This window comes from Facklamia sp. P12955 (assembly GCF_050409565.1).
Lineage (GTDB): Bacteria > Bacillota > Bacilli > Lactobacillales > Aerococcaceae > Facklamia.
Map to the genome: position 1 here is coordinate 1 of NZ_JBNUPF010000031.1, position 17,676 is coordinate 17,676.

General features: G+C 36.2%; 18 protein-coding genes, 2 tRNA genes and 1 rRNA gene. 17 read left to right on the forward strand and 4 right to left on the reverse strand.

Going from position 1 to position 17,676, the window contains the following annotated elements; genetic code table 11:
* From rrf to ACQV2G_RS08100, 4 genes are all read left to right on the forward strand, one after another.
* Positions 1–90 (forward strand): 5S ribosomal RNA (rrf, locus tag ACQV2G_RS08085); the annotation flags it as partial.
* A gap of 18 nt (positions 91–108) precedes the next feature.
* Positions 109–181, forward strand: a tRNA-Asn gene (locus tag ACQV2G_RS08090).
* 25 nt (positions 182–206) lie between these two features.
* Positions 207–279, forward strand: a tRNA-Thr gene (locus ACQV2G_RS08095).
* A gap of 267 nt (positions 280–546) precedes the next feature.
* On the forward strand, positions 547–1,353 hold the full coding sequence (locus tag ACQV2G_RS08100) for a formate/nitrite transporter family protein (protein ID WP_428873959.1): 807 nt from the start codon (positions 547–549) through the stop codon (positions 1,351–1,353).
* A gap of 48 nt (positions 1,354–1,401) precedes the next feature.
* On the opposite strand, the gene ACQV2G_RS08105 is transcribed toward ACQV2G_RS08100, so the two are convergent.
* Positions 1,402–2,484 (reverse strand): M24 family metallopeptidase, encoded by a 1,083-nt coding sequence (locus ACQV2G_RS08105; protein WP_428876569.1) that lies wholly within the window; start codon positions 2,482–2,484, stop codon positions 1,402–1,404.
* A 79-nt stretch (positions 2,485–2,563) separates the two neighbouring features.
* Here ACQV2G_RS08105 and yidD point away from each other — a divergent pair, with 79 nt between their 5' ends.
* The 4 genes from yidD to glmM all read left to right on the forward strand — a co-directional run bounded on the left by yidD (position 2,564) and on the right by glmM (position 6,112).
* Positions 2,564–2,809 (forward strand): membrane protein insertion efficiency factor YidD, encoded by a 246-nt coding sequence (gene yidD, locus ACQV2G_RS08110; protein WP_428873961.1) that lies wholly within the window; start codon positions 2,564–2,566, stop codon positions 2,807–2,809.
* A 62-nt stretch (positions 2,810–2,871) separates the two neighbouring features.
* On the forward strand, positions 2,872–3,735 hold the full coding sequence (gene cdaA, locus ACQV2G_RS08115) for a diadenylate cyclase CdaA (protein ID WP_428873962.1): 864 nt from the start codon (positions 2,872–2,874) through the stop codon (positions 3,733–3,735).
* Entirely contained in the window at positions 3,728–4,699 is a 972-nt protein-coding gene (locus ACQV2G_RS08120) for a CdaR family protein (protein ID WP_428876571.1), read from the forward strand. The genes cdaA and ACQV2G_RS08120 overlap by 8 nt, the downstream gene beginning before the upstream one ends.
* A 57-nt stretch (positions 4,700–4,756) precedes the next feature.
* Positions 4,757–6,112: a phosphoglucosamine mutase gene (glmM, locus tag ACQV2G_RS08125; protein WP_428875113.1), complete on the forward strand. Its 1,356-nt coding sequence runs from the start codon at positions 4,757–4,759 to the stop codon at positions 6,110–6,112.
* A 46-nt stretch (positions 6,113–6,158) separates the two neighbouring features.
* On the opposite strand, the gene ACQV2G_RS08130 is transcribed toward glmM, so the two are convergent.
* Together ACQV2G_RS08130 and ACQV2G_RS08135 are read right to left on the reverse strand one after the other, a co-directional pair.
* Complete coding sequence (locus tag ACQV2G_RS08130) at positions 6,159–6,968, reverse strand: helix-turn-helix domain-containing protein (protein ID WP_428873965.1); 810 nt, start codon at positions 6,966–6,968, stop codon at positions 6,159–6,161.
* 349 nt (positions 6,969–7,317) lie between these two features.
* A complete protein-coding gene (locus ACQV2G_RS08135) occupies positions 7,318–8,022 on the reverse strand; it encodes a hypothetical protein (RefSeq protein ID WP_428876572.1) in 705 nt (234 codons plus the stop codon).
* 183 nt (positions 8,023–8,205) lie between these two features.
* On the opposite strand from ACQV2G_RS08135, the gene ACQV2G_RS08140 reads away from it, so the two are divergent.
* The 9 genes from ACQV2G_RS08140 (at position 8,206) to ACQV2G_RS08180 (ending at position 16,821) form a co-directional block, all read left to right on the forward strand.
* The gene (locus ACQV2G_RS08140; RefSeq protein WP_428876573.1) at positions 8,206–8,913 is read left to right on the forward strand and encodes a glucosamine-6-phosphate deaminase; all 708 of its coding nucleotides are present in this window, start codon (positions 8,206–8,208) and stop codon (positions 8,911–8,913) included.
* A 125-nt stretch (positions 8,914–9,038) separates the two neighbouring features.
* The gene (locus ACQV2G_RS08145; protein ID WP_428873969.1) at positions 9,039–9,599 is read left to right on the forward strand and encodes a LemA family protein; all 561 of its coding nucleotides are present in this window, start codon (positions 9,039–9,041) and stop codon (positions 9,597–9,599) included.
* Between the two features lie 93 nt (positions 9,600–9,692).
* Positions 9,693–10,475, forward strand: coding sequence for a hypothetical protein (locus tag ACQV2G_RS08150; RefSeq protein WP_428876574.1), 783 nt, complete (start codon positions 9,693–9,695; stop codon positions 10,473–10,475).
* The gene (locus tag ACQV2G_RS08155; RefSeq protein ID WP_428873971.1) at positions 10,472–11,557 is read left to right on the forward strand and encodes a D-alanine--D-alanine ligase; all 1,086 of its coding nucleotides are present in this window, start codon (positions 10,472–10,474) and stop codon (positions 11,555–11,557) included. Before ACQV2G_RS08150 ends, ACQV2G_RS08155 begins: the two co-directional genes overlap by 4 nt.
* Before the next feature lie 11 nt (positions 11,558–11,568).
* A complete protein-coding gene (locus ACQV2G_RS08160; protein ID WP_428876575.1) occupies positions 11,569–12,975 on the forward strand; it encodes a UDP-N-acetylmuramoyl-tripeptide--D-alanyl-D-alanine ligase in 1,407 nt (468 codons plus the stop codon).
* Positions 12,976–13,080: 105 nt separating this feature from the next.
* On the forward strand, positions 13,081–14,547 hold the full coding sequence (locus ACQV2G_RS08165) for a DEAD/DEAH box helicase (protein WP_428873974.1): 1,467 nt from the start codon (positions 13,081–13,083) through the stop codon (positions 14,545–14,547).
* 16 nt (positions 14,548–14,563) lie between these two features.
* Positions 14,564–14,956 carry a holo-ACP synthase gene (acpS, locus tag ACQV2G_RS08170; protein ID WP_428876577.1) on the forward strand — a complete coding sequence of 131 codons (393 nt, stop codon included), beginning with the start codon at positions 14,564–14,566 and terminating at the stop codon, positions 14,954–14,956.
* A gap of 11 nt (positions 14,957–14,967) precedes the next feature.
* A complete protein-coding gene (gene alr, locus ACQV2G_RS08175; protein WP_428873976.1) occupies positions 14,968–16,182 on the forward strand; it encodes an alanine racemase in 1,215 nt (404 codons plus the stop codon).
* Positions 16,183–16,191: 9 nt separating this feature from the next.
* Positions 16,192–16,821, forward strand: a complete 630-nt coding sequence (locus ACQV2G_RS08180; protein ID WP_428875120.1) for an MBL fold metallo-hydrolase — start codon at positions 16,192–16,194, stop codon at positions 16,819–16,821.
* A 54-nt stretch (positions 16,822–16,875) separates the two neighbouring features.
* Here the strand turns inward: ACQV2G_RS08180 and cbpA are convergent, their stop codons facing one another.
* The gene (cbpA, locus tag ACQV2G_RS08185; RefSeq protein ID WP_428875121.1) at positions 16,876–17,508 is read right to left on the reverse strand and encodes a cyclic di-AMP binding protein CbpA; all 633 of its coding nucleotides are present in this window, start codon (positions 17,506–17,508) and stop codon (positions 16,876–16,878) included.
* Positions 17,509–17,676: the final 168 nt, after the last annotated feature.

The following is a 17,676-nucleotide window of genomic DNA, read 5'->3' on the forward strand; positions in this document are numbered from 1 at the left end:
ACCTGTACCCATGCCGAACACAGCAGTTAAGCTTCTTAGCGCCGATGGTAGTTGGACCTTTGGTCTTGTGAGAGTAGGACGTTGCCACGCGTGTCATATCAAAGTTATTCCGCCATAGCTCAGCTGGCAGAGCGCATGACTGTTAATCATGATGTCGTAGGTTCGAGCCCTACTGGCGGAGTCTTTTTTTTTATAGATTTCTTTTTGCCGCCTTAGCTCAGCAGGTAGAGCGCTTCCATGGTAAGGAAGAGGTCGCCGGTTCAATCCCGGCAGGTGGCTTTTATAAAATAAATAAACAATTTTAAGTTTTATTACGAAGAATTTCTCTTTAACTTCTTCTAATAAAGCTTTTTCTTTTCTTCAATTTATTTTTGAAGAAAGATTTCCCTGTAATACTAGTTAAGTTATAATTTCAAAACTTATATCCACTCACTGTCTTTAAATTTTCATTATTCTTGCTATAATTTCTATTATTTTAACTTGATAATAAAGTAATAAACCTCTAAACTATAGAATGTTGTTAAATAACTTTAAAGGAGTTAAAGAATGAGAGAAAATATTGTAAATGAGTCACAGTTTGTTAAGATCATTGAGTCTTCTGTAAATAAGAAGGTTGGATTGTTCGAACAGAGTAAAGCGCGTTATTTTGTACGTTCTATGTATGCAGGAGCTATGTTAGTATTAGCTACAGCTATTGGCGTTTATGCTGCGGATTATATTAATGTTGGAGCTCCTCATATTGGCAAGTTCGTTTATTCAATCCTATTTGCTTTTGGTCTTTTATTTATTTTATTCCTACATCAAGAATTAGTTACTTCAAATATGATGTATTTAACGGCAGGTACTTATCACAAGTTTATAAGTCCTAACAAGACCGTTCAGATTCTTCTATTTTGTACCCTTGGTAATCTAGTTGGAGCTTTTGTAGCGGCCTTTATCGTTGCCCAAACAGGCGCTTTCAGTCAATTGACTGCTGAAAGCTTTATTGTTACTACTGTAAATGGAAAGTTAGGTAAAGATTTAGCTTTGATCTTCATCGAAGGGATTTTAGCCAACACCTTTGTAAACATAGCAATTGTTGGTTATTTATTGGCCAAAGAAGAAATTGCTAAGATAGTTATTGTTTTCGGCGCTATCTTCATGTTTGTGTTTTTAGGTTATGAACATGTGGTGGCTAACTTTGGATCATTTAGTTTAGTTGCTTTTAGTAATTATCAAGCAGAAGCTCTTCAGTTAGTGCCTGTTCTTTTAGCTTGGACTGTTGCTTGGGTTGCAAACTTTATTGGTGGCGGACTTGTTATTGGTCTCGTCTATGCATGGTTAAATGATGCTGGACTGGCACTTCATGATTAAAAAAATTAAGAAACCCTTGCAGCTTACATTAGCCACAAGGGTTATTTTTTATTTGTTAGGCAGAATGGTTAGTTCTTTATTCGCTAAGTTGATGACTTCACAGCCTGTTTCTGTAACGACAACTAGGTCTTCTATGCGTACGCCCATTTCACCTGGAAGATAGATACCGGGCTCAATTGAAAAAACATTTCCCACTTCTACTTTATTATGATTATGTTGGCTAACATCCCCATATTCATGGACGTCTCTACCAATAAAATGTCCGGTGCGGTGAGTGAAGTATTCACCATAGCCCGCATCCTCGATGATTTTTCTTGCGGTTAAGTCAATGGATGCAAATGACACCCCTGGTTTTACCTGTTTGATAGCCTCTTCGTTCGCTTTTAAAACAGTTTGATAGATTTCTTTATGCTTATCGGACACTTCGCCAAAAAAGACAGTTCGAGTCATATCTGAACAATATCCTTTATAACTTGATCCAATATCAATGATGATACTTTGTCCCACTTGAGGTAAACTATCATCGGTACTATGATGGGGGTCAGCACCATGGGGTCCATAGGCAATAATCGGTTCAAATGAAAAGCCGTCGCATTCGTACTCTTTATATAATGAAGCTAGTTGTTCTTTTATTTCATTTTCACTAGTGGTTGCATCTATCTTTTTAATCAGTGCTTGCATGACTTGATCGTTCCGATGTGATGCTTCCCGCATGATATCAATTTCTTCTTTTGATTTGATAGCACGAATTTTATCCACTAAGGGACTTCCATTTACATATTCAGCATTAGGATGTTGTTTCATCAAGTTAATTAAAAAATGACTTGGCCAGTTTTTATCAATACCGATATTACCAGCCTCTAAACCTTCAGCTAATTCTCTAATAATGGGTTCTCCATCATTATAATATTTAATAGCTAGATTATCTTTTTCCTTAAAAGTAGGGAATAATTGGTTAAGAATCAGTTGCATTTGTCCATTACGCTTAATTGATAATAATAAAAGTCTTTCACCAGGATCTGTATGGTATCCTACTAAATAATCAATTGTAGAGGGGTCAGATATTAAAAATTGTGAGATATCTTTTTTCTGCATAGCGTCTAGTAGTTTTTTTGTAGCTAATTTGTTCATATTTTTCCTCCTACTTGGTAACTTCTACATAAACTATTATAATAGAAGAAAATGGTTATTGTAATGATTGGAGGTAAAAATGCAAAAGATATTTATTAGAATGATAAGATTCTACCAAAAATACATCTCCCCCTTAACGCCTCCTTCGTGTCGCTATTCACCAACTTGTTCAAGTTATACCATTCAAGCGATTGAGCGGTTTGGCGCACTTAAAGGTTCTTTAATGGGTTTAGCACGTATTTTAAGATGTCACCCCTTCCGTGAAGGAGGATTAGATCCTATACCGGATCATTTTACTTTAAGAAGGCAGCGGGTCAATAAATAAATTTTACCATGGGTTAATGAGACTATGGTAAAATAGTAATTAAGTTGAAAGTAGGTGAAAGGATGCTAGAGTGGCTCAATCAGTTCCTAGGCAACCATCCATTTGTGAGTTTACTGGATATTTTCATTGTCTGGTTCATTATTTATCGATTAATAGGCTATGCTAAACAATCTCGGGCAATGAATCTTTTGCAAGGAATAGGCTTAATTATTTTTGCCAAATTTGTAAGTCAAGGAATTGGTTTACAAACAATCGATTGGCTATTGGGGCAAGTTATTTCATGGGGAGTAGTCGCCCTTATTATTTTATTCCAAGCTGAATTGCGAAAAGCGTTAGAAAGTTTAGGGAAAATCCTTTTTAGAAATAGACAATCTTCAAGAAATCCGAGTGAAGAGTTAATTGAGGATTTAAAAAAATCCTTACTCTATATGTCAAAGCGTAAAATTGGAGCGCTCATTTCTATTGAAGGTGAAGATTCTTTAGAAGAATATATTAGTACTGGGACAACATTAGATTCTGAAATTTCTAGTCAATTATTAATCAATATCTTTATTCCCAACACGCCTTTGCATGATGGAGCAGTCATTATCAATGACTTTAGAATTGCGTCTGCCTCTTGTTATTTACCGCTTTCGGAAAGTAAATTAATTCCTAAGGAATTAGGAACAAGGCACCGGGCGGCAATTGGACTGGGAGAGAAAACAGATGCTTTGACATTAATAGTATCCGAAGAAACGGGCGCAATTAGTATTGTAAAGAATGATTTTTTACATCGTGATCTAGATAAAGAAGAACTACATGATTTGCTTAACAAATATCTTTATACAGAGATAGAAAAAAAAGACTCAAAAAGTCAAGATTCTAATATGTTTAAAACCCTCTTTAACAGGATGCGCTCAAGTAAAGGAGGCAAAAATAATGAATAAGATATTTGAAAAAAACTGGGCTGTGGGAATTATTTCATTAATTTTTGCTCTATTTATTTATACTTTTGTTACTAACGAAAACAATGCCCGTAATGCAGCCGTGAATTCTCAATTAGCTTCTAGTTTTAATACATCGGAGACTTTGTATAATGTGCCATTATATTTAGGCGATCATCCCGATGATATTTACGTTAGTGATCTTAAAGAAAGTGTGACCGTTCGTCTTGATGGCCCTAAAAATATTTTGAACCAAGTGACACGCGAAAACATTATGGTTCAAACTGAGAAAATTTCTAAAGGTCAAATTGGTGATCGAGAACTATTATTATTAATAGACGGTTTACCCGATGAAATCACTTATACCATCTCGCCTTCTAAAGTAAAAGTAGAGGTCCAACAGCGTAAAGTCGTGACGGTTGCTGTTGAAGTTTCACTTGATGATCTTCAATTAGAATCAGATTTTAAGGTAGAGTCTGTTAATATTGATCCAAAAGAAGTTAAATTAGTAGGCAGTCAAAGAGCCATTAATGCCATTGATTTTGTGGGCATTAGTATTCGCTCTAACCAACCGGTTGCAGAATCCTTTGCAGGTAATTATCGCTTACAAATTTTAGACAAAGATGGAAAGCCTCTCGATGTGAACTCAGAAACAATGGATATTAAAGCACAAGTGAACATTGTCCAAAACTCGAAAGAATTTCCTTTGAAAATTACTGCTATAGGAGAAGATAATACAAAAAATAATTATCGTTATTCCATTGTTGGTCAAGATAAAGTCACATTATTTGGTAGTCAGAAAATCCTTAATCCGATTAAAGAAGTAGAACTTGTTGTAGATGTTTCCGAACAGACAGAATCAGGTCAAGTTGTAGGGTTACTGAATTTACCGAGTGGTATTTCGAGCGCGAGTATCAATGAGGCTAAAGTAGAAGTTATAATCGAGCCAGTGAAATTAAGTCAATAGTAACGTAATGAAAAGATTTAAGAAAGCTCACTTATAAGATTTAAAAAGGAGAAGAAAATGGGAAAATTTTTTGGAACGGATGGTGTTAGAGGAGTTGCTAATCAGGAATTAAGTCCAGAACTAGCATTCAAATTAGGTCGATATGGAGGATATGTTCTTTTACAGCACGCTGAATCTGTTGAAACACCAAGAGTCTTAGTTGCAAGAGATACACGTGTTTCTGGACAAATGCTAGAAGCTGCTTTAACCGCAGGTCTTTTGTCAGTTGGGATTGAAGTGATGCAATTGGGAATTGTACCCACTCCAGCCGTAGCCTATTTAACTAAAACGCAAAATGCTGTAGCGGGGATCATGATTTCTGCTTCACATAATCCTGCAGAAGATAATGGGATTAAATTTTTCGGTACCGATGGTTTTAAACTATCTGATCAGCAAGAAGAAGAAATAGAAGAACTACTAGATTCAGAAGAAGATAATTTGCCTCGACCAGCCGCTGAAGGCTTAGGCTTAATAGACGAATTCCATGAAGGAACTATAAAATACCTGAACTTTTTACAATCAACTATTTCAGTTGAATTAAGTGGATTGAGTGTCGCTATTGATGCGGCAAATGGAGCCACTTCACCCTTAATCAATCAGTTATTTGCTGATTTAGACACTGATTTTTACACCATGGGTGATCGACCTAATGGGATAAACATTAATGATCAGGTTGGATCAACTCATCCAAAAGCTTTGCAAGAGCTAGTTAAGGAAAAAGAAGTGGATCTAGGATTAGCCTTTGACGGTGATGGAGATCGTTTAATTGCAGTTGATGAAAAGGGAAATCTAGTTGATGGAGATAAGATACTCTTTATTTGTGGAAATCATCTGAAGCAAAAAGGACGATTAAATGATAATACGATTGTCTCAACGGTTATGAGTAATATAGGTTTCCATAAAGCTTTAGAAGCCAATGAAATGGTTGCAATAAAAACGAATGTTGGAGATCGCTATGTTGTAGAAGCTATGCGTGAAGGAGGTTATACCTTAGGTGGTGAACAATCTGGACATATCGTTTTCTTAAATTTAAACACAACAGGAGACGGTCTATTAACAGCCGTACAATTAATGGCTGTTATGAGTGAAACGGGGAAGAAACTATCGGAATTAGCAGAAGAGGTCATCATCTATCCGCAAAAGTTAGTCAATGTTCGAGTTAGAGATAAACATACTGTTTTAGAAGAAGCAAAAGTTCAACAAGTCATTGAATCGGTTGAAAAAGAAATGGCCGGTGAAGGAAGAATTTTAGTTCGCCCAAGTGGAACGGAACCATTACTGCGAGTAATGGCCGAAGCTCCGACCGACGAATTAGTGGATAAGTATGTGCATAAAATTGCAGATGTTATTCGCCAAGTTAGAGGGATTGAATAAAATAAGCGCTTCATGAAATAGAATTTTCATGGAGCGCTTTGTTTTATTAAGCTAAACTAGAAAACTTTCGTCGATAAGCTGAAGGGGTCATATGATTACTTTCCTTAAATGTTTTTGAAAAGTGTGAAGGAGAATGAAAGCCAACTATATCAGAAATTTTTGAAATCGTAATAGACGTTTGAGCTAACAGTTTTTCTGCTTCAGACAGTCGCACATGAATTAGATAATCAATGGGAGAAAGTCCTGTTTGTTGTTTAAACAGTCTAATCATATAGTATTTATTGATATCAACAATATCAGAAAGCTGTTCAAGAGTTACTTTTTCAGAAAAATGTTCACGAATATAGTTTTTGATTATTTCGATTTCTTGGTGACGCACTTGAATAGAGGAGTCTTTAATGGACAGTTCATGGTGCCTCAGCACATGAACCATGACACACTCAATTAGTTTTCTTAAAACAAGTTCAGACCCTCTAAAGGGTTGTTTATATTCGATAAGGGCAAGATCTAAGTAATTTTTAATGGTCTGCGATTGATCGCAAACGATAAAAATATTATCCATTGATTCAATTTCAGCAGATGAAGTAAACAAAATTCCGGAAATTTCAACACGAAACCATTCTAATTTACGGATTGGTTGGATTTCAATCGAATGGTTAGGATTTAGGATGATGATATCACGTTTCTTAAAACCACCTATTTTCTCTTCAGAGATGAAATCAGCTGCCCCTTTATGAACATAAATTAAAACCAATTTATCTGAAGATTGGACTGTGAATCTTTGACTGGATGTGATTTTTTCGGATTGAATACTGTCTAGTTTAACAGAAGCTGAATTAATATTAGAAATATACATAGCGACCCTCCTTATTTTATATCTTCCCTACAATATATCATTTTAACAATATTATACACTAATTTTATTCCGATTGGTATAGTTAGAGTATTAAAAATTTTATATGATATTTTATTAATAAAAAGAAGCTTAACCATATAAGATTAAGCTTTGTGATATAAATTTTTTTAAACTTAATGAGAAATCATTTGAAAAGCTTATTAAAACAATAAGAAAATCTTATATAATCAAAAAAATGGAATAGATGGCCAATAAGAGTTATTTAAAATAGAAATAAGATACTAATAAAATCCTTTAAAATCAACTGTTAAAAGAAAAAATATTCTTTTATTTAGTAGCGCTTCAAGGATTATGGAGTCGTTTTATTTTGCATAAAATACTCTGTATAAAGATTGAGCCAGCGAATAATTTTATGATCAAATAATGTCAAGATGTCTGCATCGGGAATAATTAATAGATGGCGAATTAGAAAGGCCCCTTGATAATAGATTGATTGAATAAAATCGGAATTTTCATAAAGGGTGGTGGCGAATTCAGTGAGAATATACGCCAATGGGACGGTATCTTTTTTAATAACTGTTAATTTACCAGCTTCGAAGGCCACTTCTTTAGAAGTGGTAGTTTGCTCGGACAGCTCAGAGGTTTCGGATTTTTCCTGAGTTGTCGTTATTTTTTCTTGATTACGATTATCATTATCTTCTTGATCGTTAGTGACGGTTGTTAATTGATTGCTTGTGATTGTTGACTCATCTTTACTAGCTTGACGACTTGTTTGAGTACTTTCATTCGGATCGAAAGTAATCGGTGGAGTAGGAGCAATCACTTCCTGGGTGATAGTTGTTGATTCATCCTCGGGTTTTTCAACGCTGGTGGTCTGTTTGTTGCTTGGGTTTTTAACGGGATTAGTCTCAACTGGACTGGATAGCCTGTGGAAGCCTGAAGCTTGCGTTTCAATATAGGGAGATTTGATGCTGATGATAAAAAAACACATCAACATTATAAAGCATAGAATAGTCTTTGAATGGTTTAATTTTAGCTTGTTTTTCTCACACACTTTTATGCTCTCCTCCCTAATGATTTGTTAATACTAGTTTATCATTAATTATTTAATTTATGTGGTTTGTTACCTGAATGTTGCCAGCTTGAGAAGAATGTCATTTAATGTTGCTTTGTTAAATATATATTTAATGATAAACTATTTAAAAGAAAAAAGCCTAATACTTAAGGAGGATTTATTATGAGAGTTGAAATCTATAACAGTTCAGAAGAGGCATCATTAAGAGCTTTAGAAATATTCAAGCTTAGTCAGCAAGAGGGGGCTGATGTATATGGTATGGCGACTGGATCGACCCCGGAAAGATTATATGAGCTTTTAAGTCAGTCGGATATGGACTTCAGTCAGGCTGTTGCAATTAATTTGGATGAATACGTTGGATTAGATGACGAGAATCCTCAAAGTTATGCTTTCTATATGAATGACCATCTCTTCAAAAACAAACTCTTTAAAGGCTCTTTTATTCCGAATGGACAGGCTAAAGATATCGATGCTGAGTTAGCTCGATACGATCAAGTAATTAAAGACAATCCGGTTGATTTGCAACTATTAGGCTTGGGTTCGAATGGCCACATAGGGTTTAACGAACCTGGGTCCGATTTAGAAGCTGGCACATCCCTAGTGAGTCTGACGCAATCTACAATTGATGATAATCAACGTTTTTTTGGTTCTAAAGAAGAAACGCCTACCAAAGCAATTACGATGGGTGTGGGAGCTATTATAAAAGCTAAAAAAATAATAATTATGGCCTTTGGTAGTCAAAAGGCTCAAGCTGTACGAGGTATGATTGAAGGCCCTATTACATCAGACTTACCGGCTAGTGTTTTACAAAAGCATCGGAATGTTTACGTACTCTTAGATAGAGAAGCGGCATCCTCATTGACTCGTTAAAGTCTAAGAATAAATAATGGTGCTTCATCTTCGCTGATATTAAGGTGTTAAAGATAATAGCTTTATATTCACTCTTTTATTGCAATCGCTTATAATAGATTTATATGAAAGGATGTGCTAAGGATATGTTTATGTATATTTTGTTAGGTGTAATAGGTATAATAGCTCTTTTTTGGGTAGGTGTTTATAACAATTTAATTAAAGCTCGTAACGGGGTAGAAGGTTCTTTTAGTCAAATTGACGTTCAACTTCAAAGAAGAAACGATCTGATACCGAATGTGGTTGAAACAGTTAAAGGATATGCTGAGCACGAACGCCAAACACTAGAAAATGTGACCAAAGCGCGTCAGCAGTTAGTTAATCTACCTGCTGATGCAAGTCCAGAAATGATCAATAGTAAATCTAACAGCTTAACTTCAGCATTATCACGTTTGCTTGTCGTAGCGGAACAATATCCTGATCTAAAAGCGAACGCTAATTTTCAAGAATTACAAAGATCACTTGAAGATACAGAAAACAAGATTGCAGTTTCTCGCCAACTTTATAATTCAAGTGTACAAACCTATAATGAGAAGGTTCAAGTTTTTCCTAACAATGTGGTAGCGGGAGTCCATGGATTTGGCGAGAAAACTTATTTAGAAGCTCCAGAAGCTGCTCGTCAAGCACCTCAAGTCTCTTTTGACTAATAATTTTATGCCTTCTTTAAAATTAGGCTTTGCATTGGAAATCAAAGAGAGTAGAATGTGAGTTACCGATCTTTAAAAGAAAGGAGGTAGAGAATGAATCGGATTAATCTTTATGTGCATTATGATGCCGTTACTAATTATTTTATGACGCGAGGAATAAGCCTAAAAATAATGGATTTCAATCGTCAATATTTACCACAAAATATTATTTTAGCGAATGCACCGGAAGAATTCGGTCGTTTTGACGTTCAAACGGATTTTAAAATTCTACGCAATCAGACAGAAGTTTTAAACTATTTTGAACTTTGTCAAAAAGAAGGGCGTCGAATGTCTAATTGGATTGATTTCGATAGTATGGAATTGATGCACCAATTAACCCCCGTTGAAATTTCAGAACTACTCTACCTTTTTCACGCTAATAAAGCCTTGAGATCACCTTTCTTTTATAAGTTGCAAAATAACTATGTTTATTTAACCATGTCAAATGGCTTAAATAAAACATATTATCGGCATATGTCTCACTTTTATGGGCGCTTTGCTCGGGCTCTAAGTGAACATCTGTCTAACATAATCAATGAAAATGTTGGGTGGTTTACAAGACGGAAAAAAGTAATAGCACCAATGCCCGTTAGACTAGTAGAGGAATTAAGCCCCCTATTTATGAATGGGTTAAAAATTGATTTAAAACAAGCCATTAAAGAAAATGATACTTGGAGTATCCCTCTATATATAATTGAGGATGAATTAACTTATTTAACACGTAATTTCGATCGTAAAGATGCTGTTGGACAGATAATTTACCAAGAATCAACCAGTCAATGGCGCATCGAAGACTTAAGCCAACAGTTGGAAGACAAGACGGAGGGAACTCAATGAAAATAATATTACTATATGGTGGGCAAAGTGCTGAGCATGAGATCTCTATTATTTCAGCTCATAATATTTCGCAAGCAATTATGTACAATTTATATACAGTGCAGCCGATTTATATCACCAAAGATGGGCAATGGATTCAAGGGCCGGAAATGAATGAACCTTCTTTAGGTGATCAGCAATTAATATTTAATGAATCAGATCATGCAAAGTGGTCAACCACAAACACACCTTCAAAAGGAGTGGTTATAAAACCGGGAGAGATTCAAGAGGAGGATGCCATAGTCTTTCCTGTTTTACACGGTCCTAATGGTGAAGATGGCACTATTCAAGGCTTTGTAGAAGTTTTAGATATGCCATATGTTGGAGCAGGGATTACCGCTTCAGCAAATGGTATGGATAAAATCATTTCTAAATCTTTATTTACCCAAGCAGGCATTCCTCAAGTTCCCTATGTTTCCTTTGATGATGTAGAGTGGAAAAATCAGCAAGAAAACTTAATTATTAAAGCTGAAGGAACATTACTGTACCCAATGTTTGTCAAGCCAGCTAATATGGGATCGAGTGTTGGGATTTCTAAGGCTCAAGATAAATATCAGCTAATTGAAGCAGTTAATGAAGCTTTGAAGTATGACCGTCGCATTGTGGTTGAGCAAGGAATTAGTGCTGATGAGTGTGAAGTAGCCGTTTTAGGTAATGAAGATATTCACGTGTCTTGTGTGGGACGATTGGTAAAAACCCAAGATTTCTACGATTATTCCGAAAAATATATTAATAATACGGTTGAAATGGAAATTCCAGCTGATTTACCTGAGAGTCTATCTGAAGAAATTCAAAACTATGCGAAAAAAGCTTATCGGGTGATTGATGGTTCTGGATTAGCAAGGGCCGACTTTTTTGTCACTGCTAACCATGATATTTACATTAATGAGCTAAATACCATGCCAGGATTCACCCAATACTCGATGTATCCAAGTCTTTGGAAAGCAACAGGCTTAGAATATCGGGACTTAATTGAAGAACTCATTCAATTAGGGTTGAGCCGACATAAAACAAGGTCTCAAATGAAAAGTTATAAAAGTTAGGGAGCGAGTCTTTGAAAGCAATTCAAATTAACGAAATCATCAAGACTTTAAAACTAAATCCGTTTAATTATCAGCCAGTCTTAGGTCAAGAAATTACTAGTGTAGAGTTTGACTCACGTAAGGTCAAAAAGGCTAGTCTTTTTGTTCCATTAGTAGGGGGTACTACGGATGGTCATGACTATATTCAAAATGCAATAGATAATGGTGCCATCGCTTGTTTTTGGTCACGTCCTATAGAAGAAGCACCCTCTGAACAATTAATTGTTATCAAGGTTGAAGATACATTAGCGGCCTTTCATCAATTAGCAAATTATTATCGTCATCTTATTCAGCCTATTGTGATAGGTATCACAGGGAGTAATGGTAAAACAACTGCTAAAGACATGACAGCCATGAGTTTAACTTCAAAATATAGTGTCCATAAAACCCAAGGGAATTATAATAACGAAATTGGTATGCCTTATACACTATTGCAAATGCCTGAAGATACGCAGGTATGTGTCTTAGAGATGGGGATGAGTGACTTTGGAGAAATTAGTCGATTAAGTAAAATCGCTGAGCCTGATATTGCTGTAGTGACTATTATCGGAGAGAGCCACTTAGAATTTTTAGGGAGTCGGCAAGGCATTACACAAGCAAAATTAGAAATATTAGATGGTCTCACTTCCAATGGTATTTTCTTATACCCTGGCAATGAGCCTTTAATTGAAGCAGAGTTGCAAAAAAAACAGGTTAAAATTAAAAGTTACTGCTTTGGTTTTGAAAAAAGTGACGATTTTTATGCTTACGCTATTAATCAAGAATATAATAAAACTTTTTTCCGCACGAATATTGATGAAAATGTGTTATGTTCGATCCCAATCATTGGAGCCTATAATGTTACTAATGCTTTAATTGCTCTAAGCATTGCTAAACTATTAGAAGTTCCTACCGAACAAGCTATTTTCCAATTATCACAATTTAAACTGACAGCCAATCGGGTACAATGGTTAACCACTAAAAATGGCGCTAGACTTTTAAATGATGCTTACAATGCCAGTCCAACTTCCATGCGAGCTGTTTTAAATACTTTGGCTGATGTTGAAGTAGAAGGTGCGGGCCGTAAAATTGCTGTTTTGGGTGATATTAGGGAGTTAGGAGCCCAAAGTGAAGAATATCATCGTAGTTTAAAAGATTCACTGGACGTAAGCGTGTTAGATAAGGTATACTTGTTTGGCGACCAGATGGCTTATTTATACGATGAATTGCAAAAAACTTTTGCAAAGGAACAGTTGTTTTATGAAAAAGCAGATCATCAACGTTTGATAGACGCTCTTAGTATAGAGACATCAAATGAAGATGTCATCCTAGTTAAGTCTAGCTTCGGTGTTGACTTACTGAGCGTTGTGACGGCGTTAACTGGAATCAAAACACAATGATCAACCATAAGGTTTAAGAACTTTATAAACAGATGATAGTGGGGCTGGGGTAAATACCCAGTCCCTTGTTGAAATTCTTATCAATAGAAGAAAAGGAAGAATTATTTGAAATTTAAAGATTTACAATTAGATGAACGATTAGTTAAAACACTTGATGAGTTAGGTTTTGAAGAGCCAACTCCCATCCAGCAAAAAGCAATACCTGTAGCACTGGAGGGCCGTGACTTAATCGGTCAAGCGCAAACAGGAACAGGAAAAACAGCAGCCTTTGGTCTGCCTTTATTAAATAAACTGGAAACCAACCATGATAATATTCAAAGTTTAGTGGTAGCTCCAACAAGAGAACTCGCTATCCAAGTTCAGGAAGAGTTATTTCGTTTAGGAAAAGGCGTTCGTTCGCGTATTTATGTGGTCTATGGTGGCTCACCAATCGGTAAGCAAATTGAGCGTATTAAACGTAATAAACCACAAGTTATTGTGGGGACTCCAGGACGACTATTAGACTTAATCAATCGAAAAGTTTTGAAATTAGAGCATGTACAAACTTTGGTTTTAGATGAAGCCGACGAAATGCTAAATATGGGTTTTATTGAAGATATTAAGTCGATTGTTTCTAAAACACCTCAAGCAAGACAAACGTTACTCTTCTCAGCGACTATGCCACCAGCAATTCGAAACTTAGCAGATCAATTTCTTAAATCACCAGCTCATGTACATATTGAAACAAAACATGTAACAGCAGACTTGATTGAGCAATTTTATGCTAAGTGCCGTGACGATGAGAAATTTGATGCCTTATCACGTTTTCTTGACGTTCAAATGCCTAAGCAAGCGATTATCTTCTGTCGGACTAAAAAGCGTGTCGATGAAGTCGGCCGTGGTCTAAACCTAAGAGGTTACAATGCAGAAGTGATCCATGGTGATATTACTCAACAGAAACGGTCTAGCGTGATTAACGCCTTCAAAAAAGGCAATGTAGAACTCTTAGTCGCAACTGATGTTGCCGCCAGAGGATTAGATATTACAGGCGTTACTCACGTCTATAACTATGATATTACGCAAGATCCTGAGTCTTATGTTCACCGTATCGGGCGTACAGGGCGTGCAGGCAATGAAGGTTTGTCATTAACCTTTGTCTTACCGACTGAAATGCCTTATTTAAGAACCATCGAAAAATTAGTCGGTAAACAAATGCAACCGATGAAACCACCAACCATTCAAGAAGCACAACAAGGACAAATCCACCAAATTATCGAACAGATTAATGAGCAATTAGAAGGCGACCAGGTGAATCATAGTCGGCAAAATGCTAAACTACTTTTAGCTAACTATGAAGCGGAAGATTTAGTAGCAGCCCTTTTAGGACAAATTGTTTCAGAAAGCCGTGAAATTGCCGTTTCGATTTCACCGCAAAAACCATTACCAAATGCAGACCGCAAAAAACGGAATAATCGTGACAACTATCGCAAAAAGTCTGGCAAATCAAACCGCAATAAATATTCCGGTGGTAATAAAGGCAACTATTCAAAGTCTAACAAGAAAAATTTTAAGATGAAGAAAAAAGAGCGTTAATATTTGAGGTATTATAATGGAGATAGGAATTGATATTGTAGAAATTGATCGGATTGCTAAGGCCCTAGCTAGACACAAAGCTTTTCCAAATAAAATATTATCAGATCAAGAACTACGAGTATTTGATAAATATTCCTCTCAGCGGCAGCTCATTTATTTGGCTGGCCGCTTTTGTGCTAAAGAGGCTTATGTTAAAGCTATGGGTACAGGGATTGGACACTTGAAGTTTTCTGATATTTCAATTATCAATGACGAGAGAGGACGACCTAAGATTACAGCAGGTCCAATAATAAGACATGCCAAAGTATCGATTAGTCATGGTCAAGATTACGCAACGGCTATGGTTGTAATGGACTGTGATCAGCAAACGATTGACCAAGCCTATCAAAAATTTATAAACAAGTCGTAAGGAGTCAAAAAATGTATCGAGCAAGTGAGCACCGCCCAACGCAAGCAGTCATTAGTTTAGAAAACATTAAACACAATATCAAGCTATACCAAGATAAGAAAGCTTCACATCAACAAATATATGCAGTAGTTAAAGCCAACGCTTATGGACATGGAGCAATTCCAATTGCTAAGGCAGCCATTGAAGCAGGTGTGAATGGATTGTGCGTTGCCACAGTAGATGAAGCCATCCAACTCCGCAAGCTGGGTCTGACTAAAATACCAATTTTAGTAATGGGCTTAACATTACCCTATGGAATAGCCGAGATTTTATATTATGATTTAACGATTACTGTTTCAGATTTAAGCTTTTTTGACCAGTCTTTCCACCAGCTTAAAAAGAATCAGCAAGAGAATCTGTTGAAAGAGAATCCATTAAAATTTCATTTGAAGCTGGATACGGGGATGTCACGAGTGGGGTTAAGGACCAAAGAAGAAGTACTAGCCTTTGTTGAAGGCGTTAAAGCTTATTCGTGGCTAAATTGGCAAGGGGTTTTCACTCATTTTGCAACGGCTGGTGGTGGCCCCTTAAGTTATATTGACTATCAATGGGAGCGTTGGCAAGCTTTAATTTCTTATATTCCTGATTTTGTGTCTTTAAGACACTTTGATAATTCAGCCATGGGACTTTATCCTGCAATTGGCGACCGATCAGATATTATACGCTTAGGTATTTCCATGTATGGTCTCAATAGTAGAGACTGTGTCCCTGAAGATTTAGTGACGGACCAGCAAATTACTGATTATCATTTAGATAAAGAGGGTTTACGCAGTAAAAATTCTACAAATGAACTTAATTTGAAGCCAGCATTTCAATTGTTGTCTGAATTGTCCTATGTGAAGAAAGTTGAAAAAGGAACGCGTATTTCTTATGGAGCAAGCTATGAAAGTCCAGAGGATGAATGGATTGGTACTATTCCGATTGGCTATGCCGATGGTTGGCTTCGCGCTTATGCTAAAATTCCTATTTTGGTAGAAGGATATGCATGCCCTGTTTTAGGTGTGATTAATATGGATCAATTAATGATTCGTTTACCCAAGGAATTCCCTGTGGGAACGGAAGTGACAATAATCGGTCAAGATGGTAAATATTATAATCACCCCTCTTTGTTGGCACATATGGCAGGAACTATTTCCTATGAAATATTATCATGTATTAGTGAAAGAGTTCCTCGAATTTATATATAGGAGGATAATATGTTAGAAGTAGCTATGAAAACAGTGGGTCCTATGCAGGAAAATACTTATGTAGTGATTCATCCCAATCAAGAGGTCATCCTTTTTGATCCGGGTGCAGAAGCGGATAAATTGATTGAATGGATTGATGGTCAAGGCTGGAAACCGAAAGCTATTCTTCAAACCCATTGCCATTTTGATCATATTGGTGGTTTAGACCAATTGAGAGATTATTATCACGTTCCAGTCTATGTACATACATTAGAAGCTGATTTCCTCGGTGATCCAGCCTTAAACTTGTCTACAATGCTTACTCAACCGATTATTCAGCGTAAAGCTGATCATCTTTGGGAAAGTATGGGGGAAGTTTCAATCGCTTCTTTTAAGTTTGAAGTGAAGCATACACCCGGACACAGTCCAGGTCATGTGATTTATCTATTTGATGAGGATGAATTTGTGATATCTGGTGACCTTGTTTTTGCAGGCAGTGTTGGACGTACGGATTTACCGAATGCTAGTCATCAACAATTAATGGAAAGTATTCAACGCGAAATTTTACCTTTGAGTGATAATTATCAGTTGTACCCTGGACATGGCAACCCAACGTTTGTAGCCCAAGAGCGACAGAACAATCCTTATTTTCCTAAATAATTATAAAATCCCCGTTAACTCTTCTTCGATTAGAGGTTAGCGGGGATAAATATTTTAAATGTACCAGAATTCAACCGTGTATTTACGGCGTTGCAAATCTTGAACGAGGTTTTGAAAGGTAAGACGGCTAGTATCTTGGTGGATTTGAAAGAGGATATAGGAACGGTTGTTAAAATCGGTCTTATCAATGGTCATTGAGGAAGAAATATCGCAATAACGGTTAACTAGACGGGCAATCTTAGTGAGATTGCCCTTTTTACCGAGGGCTTCTACTTTTAATATATAGCCTACGACCGGCATATCCCAAGCTTGATTTAAAAAGCTCAGAAAGTTTGTGTGTTCCACAATCCCTAAAAAGGTATGTTCCTTACTTAAGACAGCAACATAGGGTAGGTCTTTTATGGCAAAAAACAATTCCAAAATTGAATGGTGAATACGGATAATTTTGGTGGTGTTTTTTAAAAAGCGGGTCACGGGTAAAGAACTAAGATCAGCGTCAGGATGATGAAATTTATATTGATAAATATGGAAGCGGTAAATGTTACCACGGAAAATGGATTGGCTATCATCTACCACCGGGGCGCAACGAAGATTATTTTTTTCTAATAATTCAATAGCTTCTAGACAAGTGCATGTTTCCGGTAGAGTGAGAAGGGCATTTTTGGGTGTCATTAAGTCTTCAATCATTAGTTTCTCCAATTCTTTACTAATTATTTAGGTAAAAGTTGGCATCTACTCTCCTATTTTATCATAGTAATTAAAATGCGCAATCGTTCTCTCATAGTTTTTTAATAATTTGCTCTAGAGTTGTCAAACATATGTTACACAAGGTGCTTCTAAATGGGCATGCTTATG